Annotated in this window: 12 protein-coding genes and 2 other annotated features (1 of these 14 cut by a window edge); of the genes, 10 read left to right on the forward strand and 2 right to left on the reverse strand. The window is 39.0% G+C overall.

Going from position 1 to position 12413, the window contains the following annotated elements:
- Positions 1 to 87, forward strand: a binding site (T-box leader) (it extends 120 nt beyond the left edge of the window).
- Between the two features lie 126 nt (positions 88 to 213).
- The 5 genes from ACWATA_RS09270 (at position 214) to ACWATA_RS09290 (ending at position 5261) form a co-directional block, all read left to right on the forward strand.
- Positions 214 to 1287, forward strand: coding sequence for a bifunctional 3-deoxy-7-phosphoheptulonate synthase/chorismate mutase (locus ACWATA_RS09270; protein ID WP_013057698.1), 1074 nt, complete (start codon positions 214 to 216; stop codon positions 1285 to 1287).
- Positions 1288 to 1293: 6 nt separating this feature from the next.
- Positions 1294 to 1494 (forward strand) — a binding site (T-box leader).
- Between the two features lie 48 nt (positions 1495 to 1542).
- The gene (aroC, locus tag ACWATA_RS09275; protein ID WP_047750559.1) at positions 1543 to 2709 is read left to right on the forward strand and encodes a chorismate synthase; all 1167 of its coding nucleotides are present in this window, start codon (positions 1543 to 1545) and stop codon (positions 2707 to 2709) included.
- Between the two features lie 20 nt (positions 2710 to 2729).
- Positions 2730 to 3587 carry a prephenate dehydrogenase gene (locus tag ACWATA_RS09280; protein ID WP_033580624.1) on the forward strand — a complete coding sequence of 286 codons (858 nt, stop codon included), beginning with the start codon at positions 2730 to 2732 and terminating at the stop codon, positions 3585 to 3587.
- A gap of 15 nt (positions 3588 to 3602) precedes the next feature.
- Complete coding sequence (gene aroA, locus ACWATA_RS09285) at positions 3603 to 4874, forward strand: 3-phosphoshikimate 1-carboxyvinyltransferase (RefSeq protein WP_473049777.1); 1272 nt, start codon at positions 3603 to 3605, stop codon at positions 4872 to 4874.
- Positions 4875 to 5015: 141 nt separating this feature from the next.
- Positions 5016 to 5261 (forward strand): hypothetical protein, encoded by a 246-nt coding sequence (locus ACWATA_RS09290; protein WP_013057694.1) that lies wholly within the window; start codon positions 5016 to 5018, stop codon positions 5259 to 5261.
- Positions 5262 to 5303: 42 nt separating this feature from the next.
- Here the strand turns inward: ACWATA_RS09290 and ACWATA_RS09295 are convergent, their stop codons facing one another.
- Positions 5304 to 6848: an FAD-dependent oxidoreductase gene (locus tag ACWATA_RS09295; RefSeq protein WP_080754504.1), complete on the reverse strand. Its 1545-nt coding sequence runs from the start codon at positions 6846 to 6848 to the stop codon at positions 5304 to 5306.
- A gap of 127 nt (positions 6849 to 6975) precedes the next feature.
- Between ACWATA_RS09295 and ACWATA_RS09300 the strand changes: the two genes are divergently transcribed.
- The 5 genes from ACWATA_RS09300 to ACWATA_RS09320 all read left to right on the forward strand — a co-directional run bounded on the left by ACWATA_RS09300 (position 6976) and on the right by ACWATA_RS09320 (position 10910).
- A complete protein-coding gene (locus ACWATA_RS09300) occupies positions 6976 to 7134 on the forward strand; it encodes a hypothetical protein (protein ID WP_155404191.1) in 159 nt (52 codons plus the stop codon).
- A gap of 367 nt (positions 7135 to 7501) precedes the next feature.
- The gene (locus tag ACWATA_RS09305) at positions 7502 to 8473 is read left to right on the forward strand and encodes an extracellular catalytic domain type 1 short-chain-length polyhydroxyalkanoate depolymerase (RefSeq protein ID WP_016764703.1); all 972 of its coding nucleotides are present in this window, start codon (positions 7502 to 7504) and stop codon (positions 8471 to 8473) included.
- Positions 8474 to 8812: 339 nt separating this feature from the next.
- A complete protein-coding gene (locus ACWATA_RS09310) occupies positions 8813 to 9232 on the forward strand; it encodes a CBS domain-containing protein (RefSeq protein ID WP_013057690.1) in 420 nt (139 codons plus the stop codon).
- 262 nt (positions 9233 to 9494) lie between these two features.
- Positions 9495 to 9899, forward strand: a complete 405-nt coding sequence (locus ACWATA_RS09315) for a hypothetical protein (RefSeq protein WP_430079158.1) — start codon at positions 9495 to 9497, stop codon at positions 9897 to 9899.
- Positions 9900 to 9956: 57 nt separating this feature from the next.
- Positions 9957 to 10910 carry a sporulation protein gene (locus ACWATA_RS09320; protein WP_430079155.1) on the forward strand — a complete coding sequence of 318 codons (954 nt, stop codon included), beginning with the start codon at positions 9957 to 9959 and terminating at the stop codon, positions 10908 to 10910.
- A 29-nt stretch (positions 10911 to 10939) separates the two neighbouring features.
- On the opposite strand, the gene ACWATA_RS09325 is transcribed toward ACWATA_RS09320, so the two are convergent.
- Entirely contained in the window at positions 10940 to 12265 is a 1326-nt protein-coding gene (locus tag ACWATA_RS09325) for a hemolysin family protein (protein ID WP_047750563.1), read from the reverse strand.
- Positions 12266 to 12413: the final 148 nt, after the last annotated feature.

The following is a 12413-nucleotide window of genomic DNA, read 5'->3' on the forward strand; positions in this document are numbered from 1 at the left end:
AGTCAAAAGCGGCAATAGCCGTTATCTTAATGAAGAGGCAAGCAATGCTTGCAATTAGGGTGGTACCGCGATCAATTCGTCCCTACTGATACAATCAGTAGGGACTTTTTGTATATCCGCATAAGCGGCTGTGTAGGTGTAAAACGGATTTTTAAATACAAACTAAACGAAAAGATCCGTTCAAGGTTGTAAAATCAAAGGAGGATTTTTAAAATGACAAAATCACTAGAACAATTACGAGGACAAATCGACGAAATAAATTTAGAAATTTTAGAATTATTAAATAAACGCGGTGAAATCGCACAAGAAATTGGAAAAGTAAAAGGTACACAAGGTGTGAATCGCTTTGATCCAGTTCGTGAACGTAAATCATTAGATCAAATCTTAGCTAACCATAATGGTCCATTCGAAGCTTCAACAATTCAGCATATTTTCAAAGAAATTTTCAAAGCAAGCTTAGAACTTCAAGAAGACGATCACCGTAAAGCACTTCTTGTATCTCGTAAAAAGAAATCAGAAGATACAATCGTTGACATCAATGGCACAAAAGTAGGACCTGGAAACTTAGAATTCGTAATGGGACCATGTGCAGTAGAAAGCTACGAACAAGTAAAAGAAGTGGGCTTAGCGCTTAAAGAACAAGGCATTACATTAATGCGCGGCGGAGCGTTCAAACCACGTACATCACCTTACGATTTCCAAGGTCTTGGAGTGGAAGGATTAAAAATCTTACGTCAAGTAGGAGATGAGCTAGGTCTATCAATTATCAGTGAAATTGTTTCTCCTCAAGATATTGAAACGGCTCTAGACTACGTAGATGTGATTCAAATTGGTGCACGTAACATGCAAAACTTCGAGCTATTAAAAGCTGCAGGTTCTGTAGACAAACCAATTCTTTTAAAACGTGGATTGGCAGCAACAATTGAAGAATTCATTAACGCTGCTGAATACATTATGTCTCGCGGAAATGGAAACATTATTCTTTGTGAACGCGGTATCCGCACATACGAGCGTGCAACACGCAACACATTAGATATCTCAGCTGTTCCAATCTTGAAAAAAGAAACGCATTTACCAGTTGTAGTAGACGTAACGCATTCGACAGGACGCAAAGACTTACTATTACCATGTGCAAAAGCAGCGATTGCTATCGGCGCAGATGCTGTAATGGCAGAAGTTCATCCAGACCCAGCAGTAGCACTATCAGATTCAGCACAGCAAATGAACATTCCTGAATTCCACAAATTCATGGAAGAATTAAAAGGTGCAGCAGTAAAATTATCTTAATTTCATAGTGATACAGTGATAAGAAACTAGTAGCAAACATTTCCCTGTCTCAGAGAGCTGACGGTTGGTGGAAGTCAGTACAAAAATGTGAGCGAATTACACTCTTTGAGTACTCTTTTACAGAGCGGTCAGCGGATCGTTAACAATTCGAGGTGGCAAGCAATGTTTGCAACTAGGGTGGTATCGCGAGAAAAACTCGTCCCTATGACGTAGGGGCGAGTTTTTTATTTTTTATAACAGAAAGGAATCGATAATATGAGATATTTAACAGCAGGAGAATCGCACGGACCTCAATTAACAGCGATTATTGAAGGAGTACCGGCAGGACTTGAGTTAACAGCCGAACATATTAATGAAGACTTAGCAAGAAGACAAAAGGGACATGGGCGCGGACGCCGCATGCAGATTGAAAAAGACCAAGTTCAGATTAAAGGCGGTGTTCGCCACGGTGAGACGCTTGGTTCACCAATTGCTTTAGTCGTTGAAAACAAAGATTTTACGCATTGGAGAAATATTATGGGTGCTGATCCAGTTGATCATGATGAAGAAGTAAAGAGACAAATTACAAAACCTCGTCCAGGTCACGCGGATTTAAATGGAGCGATTAAATACGGCCACAGAGATATGCGAAACGTATTAGAACGTTCATCTGCTCGTGAAACGACGGTACGAGTAGCCACAGGCGCAGTTGCCAAACAAGTATTAAAAGCTGTAGGTGTAAATATTGCATGTCACGTACTTGAAATCGGCGGTGTGAAAGCTGAAAAAACGGCATATGAGTCGCTAACAGAACTTCAGGAAAAAACTGAAGCGTCACCTGTTCGCTGCTTAGATGAAGAAGCGGGACAGAAAATGATGAAAGCAATCGATGATGCAAAAGAAAATGGAGACAGCATTGGTGGCGTAGTGGAAGTAGTAGTAGAAGGAATGCCTACTGCAGTAGGCAGTTACGTGCACTATGATCGTAAGTTAGATTCAAAGCTAGCTGCTGCTATTATGAGCATTAACGCGTTTAAAGGCGTTGAAATCGGCGTAGGCTTTGAAGCAGCTCGCAGACCGGGAAGTGAAGTCCATGATGAAATTCTATGGGATGAACAAAACGGCTATACGCGTAAAACGAATAATGCAGGAGGTTTAGAAGGAGGCATGACAACAGGGATGCCGATTGTGGTGCGAGGCGTCATGAAACCTATTCCTACCTTATACAAGCCGCTGCAAAGTATAGATATTGATACAAAAGAGCCGTTTGCTGCAAGTATTGAACGATCAGACAGCTGTGCAGTACCGGCGGCGGCGGTTGTAGCAGAATCAGTGATTGCTTGGGAACTAGCATCTGCTATTATCGATCAATTTGGGGCAGATCGAATTCAGTTAATTCAAGAAAATGTAAAAAAACACGAAGAATACGCAAAGCAATTTTAAAGAATAGAGGAGAATGAAAGGTGAAAACACGTGTATTACTTATTGGCGTTGGCCTTATTGGAGGATCATTAGCGCTAGCTATGAAGAAGCATCGTCACGTAACAGTCGTTGGAGCTGATATCAACACAAATGAAGTACAAGTAGCCAACCAGCTAGGTATCATTGATTATGTAGCTGAAGATATAAAAACAGAAGCAGCCCAAGCAGATTATATCGTGCTTGCTACTCCAGTAGAGTATACGACAGCATGGATACACGACCTTTCTACTTGGAAGCTTAAAGAAACGGTTATCGTAACGGATGTCGGAAGTACAAAAGGTGAAATTATGAAAGCAGCCCAAGCGCTGAATAAAAAACGTATTTCATTTATTGGGGGGCATCCGATGGCTGGTTCTCATACGAGCGGTGCAGTCAATGCACGAGCGGATTTATTTTGTTCGGCGCGCTATATTTTAACGCCGTTTGAAAATGAGCAAAAAGAAAAAATAGATGCGCTTATGCATTTGCTAGAGCCTACAGGTGCACAATTTGTACCGCTTGATGCAGCTACTCATGACCAAATCACCGGAGTTGTCAGTCATTTACCACATGTGATTGCAACCAGTCTAGTAAGACAAGTCAAAGGCTATTCAGCAAATAATCATCTTGTTACAGAAATGGCGGCAGGCGGTTTTCGAGATATTACGAGAATTGCTTCAAGCAACCCTCATATGTGGAGAGACATATTAAAGCAAAACCGTTCTATGCTTTTAACATTGCTCGATGACTGGATGAAAGAAATGGAACAAGTAAAACTATTAGTAGAAAAAGGTGACGGACACGAGTTATTTGATTACTTTTCAGATGCTAAAGAATTTCGTGATTCGCTTCACGCATAAAAGGAGAGACAGATTGTGACAGTAAAAGCTTTACGAGGAACGATTCAAATTCCAGGAGATAAATCCATTTCTCACCGTTCCGTCATGTTTGGTTCAATTGCAGAAGGAACAACAACAATTAACGGATTTTTGCCGGGAGATGATTGCCTTAGCACCATTTCCTGCTTTCAAAAACTAGGTGTAGATATTCAAATGATTGATGAACAAAGCGTCGTGGTAAAAGGAAAAGGTCTACAAGCGCTAAAAGAGCCATCTGATATCTTAGATGTCGGAAATTCGGGCACCACGATTCGCCTCATGATGGGGATTTTAGCAAATACACCCTTTCATTCAACGTTAATTGGAGACGAATCTATTGCCAAACGCCCTATGAAGCGTGTGACTGGTCCGCTTCGTGATATGAATATTCATTTAGACGGCCGAAAAGACGCTAATTTTACACCGCTTGTTATTCGAGGTGGGAAAGCAAAAGGTATACACTATACATCTCCTGTTGCAAGCGCACAAGTAAAATCAGCTATTTTACTTGCTGGACTGCAGGCGGAAGGAACAACTTCTGTAACGGAACCGGCGAAATCGCGTGATCATACAGAACGTATGCTAGAGGCGTTTGGAGTTAAAGTGAAAGAAGAAGGATTAACCGTTTCAATTGAAGGCGGTCAAACGTTAAGAGGAACGCATGTAGAAGTGCCTGGTGATATTTCGTCAGCTGCATTCTTTTTAGTAGCGGGGGCTATTATTGCAAACAGTCGCATTGAAATTCAAAAAGTTGGGATGAATCCGACTCGAACGGGTATTTTAGATGTGTTTTCAAATATGGGGGCTTCGATCGAGACAGTCAAAGAAACAAAAGACACGGCGGAACCCTATGCAGATTTAGTTGTAGAAGCTTCTCACTTAAAAGGTACGGAAGTAGGCGGAGACTTAATTCCACGTCTAATTGACGAAATCCCAATTATTGCACTAGCTGCCACACAGGCAGAAGGGATTACCGTTATTAAAGATGCTGCAGAGTTAAAAGTCAAAGAAACAAATCGTATTGATACGGTAGTGAATGAGTTAACCAAAATGGGAGCTAACATTGAAGCAACGGAAGATGGAATGATTATTCACGGAGGTACAAAACTTCATGGAGCAAATGTAAACAGCCACGGAGATCACCGTATCGGCATGATGCTTGCTGTTGCCTCTTGTATTGCAGAAGGGGAAACAATTATTGAAAATCGTGACGCGGTATCCGTTTCATACCCGCAGTTTTTTGCTCACTTAGAGTCTTTACAGCAGTAAATTCCCTTATTATGTTAAAATAGCAGTTTGAAAGTTGTAAGGAATTTATAAAATTAAAACCAATGACTCTATATTTCGCCGGAGAAATCCGATATAATCATTACAACACCTCTAGTATTAAATAGAATTTGGTGAATGATTATGTTTTTGATGATTGTCTACATCGGGGCCATTTTATTTTTTATAAAAATGTTTATGGATCGAGATTTTATTTGGTTTTTGTTTCTATTGCCATTTTTGATGTTTGTTATGTTTTTTGAAACAGACTATCTTGATCATGTCCCTGAATCTGGAAGGTTAATTATCTTTACGTTTTCTTTTTTAGTCATTTATGCAATGGTTTTAGTGTATAATCGATACTTTAGAAAAGAAGGATGTAAAGAGTAAATTCAAATGTGAATCCATTGATAATGATAAAAAAAGCATGCCCTACGGCGTGCTTTTTTTATCGCTTGAATTGACATCCACTGGTGTAAGCGGCTTTTTAGCAGGGCCTTCTACCACAGATCCGTCGTAAGAAAAACGAGAACCGTGACAAGGACAGTCCCACGTGCGGTCACCGGCGTTCCAATTTACTTCACATCCTAAGTGCGTGCATGTAGTATCGACGCAGTGAAGCTTCCCTTGAGGATCTTTATACGCCCCCGTACGTTTGCTGTTTACATATACGACCGACCCTTCATCATTTTGAAGCTGATCGAGTCCTTTTTCAGGCATTGAAAACTTACCGGTAATAAAGTGTTCAGCCACATCAAGATTTTGACGAAAGAAATGCTTAAGGCTAGGGTCCGCATAAAAACGAGACGGATTATACAACTCTGCATATGGGTTGTCTTTCCCGGTTATTGCATCCCGGATAATATGTGCTGCAATGGTGCTATGAGTCATGCCCCATTTTTTAAATCCGGTAGCAATAAAGATATTTGGCTTGCTTTCTTTAAGGGGCCCGATATATGGAATTTTATCAAGCGTAAATAAATCTTGTGCAGACCATTTATAACGAAAATGTTGGACAGTAAAATTTTCTTCGGCGAACCTCTGAAGGGACTCATAGTGAAACATAGTATTAATTCCTTGTCCAGCTTTGTGGCCTTCTCCGCCAATTAAGATGAGTTCTTCTCCGTCAACTTTTGTTGAACGCAGCGAATGAGTAGGCTGATCAGCACTTAAATACATGCCTCCAGGGTAAGCTTGTTCAACTTTTGCTGCTAACACATACGAACGTTTGGCATACATGCGCGTATAGTAAAATCCCGCTCCATCATAAAATGGAAAGTGTGAACACGCCACTACATATTTGCAAGAAATGCGATGTCCGTCTCTTGTGACAACGGTGGGCGACGTGCTTTCTTCTACATCCGTTGCTACGGTGTTTTCAAAAATCAATCCGCCGCTTTCTGTGAATTTTTTTACTAAATGAAGCAGATATTTTAACGGATGAAACTGAGCTTGATCTTTCATAATAGCTGCTGCTCTAATATCAAAACTAAAAGGAATCTCTGTTGCAAATTCACATGGAATATGTAATCGCTGATAGGCTCGAAATTCTTTACGAACTCGATGGTCAAACTCCAGCGTTTCTCCGTATAAGTAAGCATCTTGTACTGAAAAATCACAGTCAATGTTTTCCGTTTGAATTAAGTTTTTCATAAACTGCAGAGCTTGTTCGTTTGCTTTATAATACAGCAGCGTTTTTTCTTCGCCAATGTGTGAAAGCAGTTCATCGTAGATAACGTCATGTTGAGCTGTAATCTTTGCTGTTGTGTGACCGGTTGTACCATTTAAAATATTATCAGCTTCAATTAACGCCACGTTCAGTCCTTCTTTTTGTAATAAATAAGCCGTTGTAATACCGCTAATACCGCCTCCTACTACTACAACATCAACTTTTCGATTTTCTGAAAGAGATGGGTATGTTGGAAACTTTAAATGATCGCGCCAGTAGGGCTCAGTATCCTTTGGGATATTTGCCAATTTATTCACCTCCATATGATAAGTCTTATTTTTACCATAGTTTTCTAAAAAATGTATGCAAAATAAAGGAATCTACTCTAATAGCACCTCTTGGCTATACCTATTTAAAGAAAAGGAGGGGAAAAGAGTGATTACAATCAGCCTTTGTATGAATGTTGCGAACAAAGAAGAGGTTAATCCAAAACATTTGCTATTCAAGATGCTTCTTTTTCAACGTGGCTTCCACACCTGCACCTTGCCATTTGCTCCTATAGAATTGGTGAATAAAAAGCAGAGCATGAAATAATAAAAGGCTACAGATTGAAACATGCAGAGCAATAAATTCATATAAATGATAGGGAGCATCATATAATAAAAGTATAGATGCTTAATTCGGCAAAAGGTATGTAAACATCAAGGTCCAAATAAAAGGGCAAACGGCATGTTTGTCCTTTTTTCATGATTATAGTGACAATTTTCATATATAGTAATAAAGTATATATATAGCAAAAAAATCCCAAATTTCAAGAATATAAAAAACGGCTTAAAACCAAAACAAGTTGTACTCTCAGAGTATGTAGAACGTGCAAAAAAACGAAATAATATGTAGTATTGTAATACAGGACGTAATTGGGAAGAAAAATGAAAACGTTGACAAAAAGAGGAGGGGTACCATGTTGGGTTCACTACCTAATGTTATAAATACGTCAACGCTTGTGTCTTCAAGTGAACAACAAGAAGCGTCATCTGAATCATTTAAAACATATACTCATAAAGGAAAAAAATTCAAGGTCTATTTACCTAAATCTTATCATATTTTAAAATCTTACCCACTAATGGTTATGCTGCATGGATGTACACAAAATGCAGATGATTTTGCGATAGGCACGCAAATGAATGAGCTCGCCGATGAAAAGGAATTTATTGTCGTATACCCACAGCAGTCTTCTAACTCAAATATGAATAAATGCTGGAACTGGTTTGAACCGCTCCATCAAATTAGAGGGTTTGGCGAACCAGCTATTATCGCAGGAATTGTAAAAAAAGTCCAAAACATGCACTTTATTCAGAAAAATAAAGTGTTTATTGCCGGTCTGTCGGCAGGAGGAGCCATGAGCATCGTTATGGGGGTAACGTATCCAGAACTATTTGCTGGAATAGGTGTGTCAGCAGGTATCGAATATCAGGCGGCTCTTAACGTATTTAATGCGTATTCTGTCATGGCCAGTAAAGGTCCTTCCCCCGTTAAACAAGGGAGAATTGCTTATCAACAAATGGGAAAACGGGCAAAGCCACTGCCGCTCATTGTATTTCATGGTAACGCTGATTCTACGGTAAATGTAGCCAATGCAGATCAAGTGGTTCACCAGTGGATTACAACGAATAATCTTGCTTATAACGGAAGAATAGATGGATGGATTCAAGATAGCCCGGTTAAAACGAGAGAAGAAAAAATCCTCTTTGGACGGGATTATACAACGTATCGCTACGAAAGCAGTAAGGGAGAATTGGCTATTGATAAATATATTATCAATGGAATGGGGCATGCATGGTCAGGAGGGAATTCAGCGGGCAGCTATACGGATCCTAAAGGCCCCAATGCTAGCCGAATCATGTGGGACTTTTTCATGAGTCAAAAAGTATAAACAGAGCATATAATGAGGTTCAGTTGCGTTCTTATCGCAGAGAAGAAGAGCTGAAAGTAGCTCTTCCGGCCCTTATTAGTATAAAGCAGCAGCTGCAGGAGCAATCATTTTAACTAGACGGTTTTTTCTAAAAATTAGGATTTGATTATTTAGAAAACGGGTACTGTAATAAAGAAATATGAAGCCGAAATTACATAGCTTAGGATTGACAGCTTCTAGTTGTAAATGTAAGATAACTGCGAGCTGCATTTTGTATGATTAAAACATTAAAATAAGCCGAAAACTGAACAAATAAATAGAAATTGTAAGATGAGCGGGTAAGGAAAAGGAGATTAAAAAATGAATATTGCATTTTTCTTAGTACCAAAAAGTGATGTTGTAACATTAAATATTCAATCCACATTAAGACAGGCTCTTGAAAAAATGGAGTATCATCGCTATTCTACAGTTCCACTGGTTGACGATGATGGTAAATATGTGGGCGTTCTTACTGAAGGAGATCTTCTTTGGAAGTTAAAAAGCCTAGGAGACTATCGCTTTCAAGATACGGAAAATATTAAATTAACAGAGATTGATCGCTATCAAGATTATAACCCAGTTGCTATATATGATGAAGTTCAAAACATCCTTTCAAAGGCAATTGACCAAAATTTTGTTCCTGTAACGGATGACCAAGGCGTATTTATTGGAATTGTGAGAAGAAGAGAAATTTTAGAGTTTTATGCAGAAAGCGCAAGTAAAGTGAAAAATCAAATATAAAAAAGCCATCTAGAGATGGCTTTTTTTCTTGTCTTATCTTCCCCGTACATACTCCTAAAAACAGGCTTAGGTCATGGCCCACAGCAATGCACTTCCTTGTACTAGTTTACATAATCTATTTATATATAGGTATAAAATTGCCTATATAAATCTTATTTATAGATAAGGATGGTTTATGTGAGTTACAACAACAAAAAGAACTGTTGCTGGTGTTCTAATCAGTATTATTACAAAACTTCTGGTTATGATCCAAGAAGTAGCCATGAAGGAAAATGCTGTCATAACGATTATAAGCATAACGATCATTGTCCTAAACATGATGATGATCATCGTTCAGGTCATAAAAAATGTCATCATGGTGGCAACCATGGCGGAGGTCACGACGGTAACCATGGCGGTAATCACGGCGGAGGTCACGGCGGTAACCATGGCGGTTGTCATGGCGGAGGTCACGGCGGTAACCATGGCGGTTGTCACGGCGGCAGTCATGGCGGAGGTCACGGCGGTAACCATGGCGGTTGTCACGGCGGTAACCATGGCGGTTGTCATGGCGGTAACCACGGCGGTTGTAAAAGACGTCGCTGCTGTTGGGGCTGGGTTTTTTAATACAGGAGCTTTAAAGCAACAGAAAGAACTCAAGAAATTGAGTTCTTTTTTTGTAAGTTGAAACTTATAAACGGTATACTTCGTATATATAGTAAGAGCATTTTGGAGGAGGAAAAAAATGTTTAAAAAAATGTTTGCTAAAATGGGAGTTGGAGCTGCCAAAGTAGATTTACGATTAAATGAAACGGCCTATACGCTCGGTCATGTCATTGAAGGAGCTATTGTCATCCAAGGCGGAAACGTTCAGCAACATATTAATTTAATTGATGTTGAATTTTGGCTTGAAGTTCAAATGAAAAGCGGTCAAATGCATACACATCGTGTGGAAAGCCTGCGCGCAGCTTCTTCATTTACAATTAATGAAGGTGAGAAAAAGGAAATTCCATTTACATATCATTTACCTTTGGATCTTCCAATCTCTGCGAGCAACGTTAGCTATTTCTTTAAGACACACTTAGATATTGAAGGGGGAGTTGACTCAACAGACCGGGACCCTGTGCGCATTAAAGCACCAAAAAGCTTATATCAGCTAGTAGAGGGCTTTGAAGCACTTGGGTTTAGAGAAAAACACCATTCAGGAAAATTTAACGGATACAAACAAGAATTTGCATTTTTTCCTACAGACTTCTTAAAGGGATATGTAAATGAGGTTGAGTTTGAGGTAGCCATTGAACGAGAAAGTATACGAGTGTTATTGGAGCTAGATTTGCCTTCTTTCGGCCGGGAGAGGGAAATAAAAAACGAACTCTTTTTTACAAATGATGAACTAAGCCATCCATCCACTATCGCTCGTTTGCTGGAAGAAGCGATGGAAGAGATGATGGAAAATCCTCGAGACTATGAATATTATAAGCCTTCTCACTATGATCAGCATTCACATCATCCACGTATGAGCGGGTTAGGAGGAGCAATGGGAGGCTTTGCAGCAGGTATGTTAGGCGGGCTGCTCATTGAGAATTTGATGGATGATATGTTTGAAGACTCGGCTCTTGGTGAAATTGGAGAAGATATTGAAGAAGCCGGGGAGGATCTGTTGGATGGAGATTTTTTTGATGGAGGAGACGATTGGTAAAAGGAGTTTTGAATAACTAAAAAGGATGATTAATGATGATCATCCTTTTTTTCTTTCTTCTTTCTTTTTTTTACTTCTATATACTTAATGTGAAAATCTTCTATAATCAACACTTTAAAGTAAAATTGCTCATGCTGAATGATATCATTTTTGGTCACATCAAACTTTTCGGTTAACACCCACCCGGCAATGGTATCTACTTCTTCGTCGCTAATATCCGTGCCGAGTAAATCATTTACTTGGCTAATGAGCATTTTTCCGTCAAGAATATAATGATCGTCTTTGATTTTTTGTACATAAGGAATTTCGTCCGTATCAAACTCATCTCGAATTTCTCCCACAATTTCTTCAATAATGTCTTCTACTGTGACAAGCCCCGCCGTTCCACCATACTCATCAAAAAGAATAGCCATTTGAATGCGTTCTTTTTGCATCTTTACGAGCAAGTCATGAATAGGTACGGTTTCAATTACTTTAAAAATAGGCTTGACATATGATTCTAACGTATTAGTTCCGTCTTTTTCGTTAAATACAATGTCGTTATAAATTTCTTTAATATTAACGAGACCAATTATCTTATCTTTATCTCCATCTTCAACAATTGGATAGCGGGTATATTTTTCGACATTTGCAATTTGCAAAAAAACCTCTACCACGTCATCTTTAGAAGCACTTACAATTTCCGTTCGTGGGACCATTACTTCTTTAGCTAAACGGTCATCAAAATCAAAAATTTTGCTCATATATCGATATTCGGACTGATTAATTTCACCGCCTTCAAAGCTTTCAGATAACAAAATGCGAAGTTCTTCTTCACTATGAGCAGCTTCATTTTCCGAAATCATCGTTATACCAAACATCTTGGTCAACATACGAGCTGAGCCGTTTAATATTTTAATGAACGGATACATAAGTTTGTAAAACACGATAATCGGTTTTGCAAAGTTCAGCGTAATTTGTTCAGCCATTTGAATAGCAAACGTTTTAGGAGCTAATTCTCCTAAGACAACATGTAAAAAGGTAATAACAACAAATGCAATGACAAAAGATAAAATACCAGCAAGCGGCTCATTCGTATGGAAGGTAGTAAAAAGAGGATGCAGCAACCGATCTAGCGTCGGTTCACCGAGCCAACCAAGCCCGAGAGCCGTGATGGTGATACCAAGCTGACAAGCGGATAGATATTCATCTAGATGCGTAATAACGTGTTTGGCAGATACAGCTTTTTTGTTTCCTTCTTCTAGAAGCTGGTTGATTTTTGAACTCCTTACTTTTACAATAGCGAATTCTGTCGCTACAAAAAAAGCAGTTAATGCAATCAAAACTGCGACTAATAGTAATTTTACGGCGATCATCAAAGTCACCACCTTGTACGTAAATGTATATCTTAAGTGTTAGCCAAAGTGGAGAAAACATGTATTAAATCGGAAAAAGAAAAACGCACATAAAAAAACTGCTTCTATCTTTAAAAAGAAAAAGAAGCAGTTTATTATGTTACATGTT

This window comes from Priestia sp. USM5, from assembly GCF_058323215.1.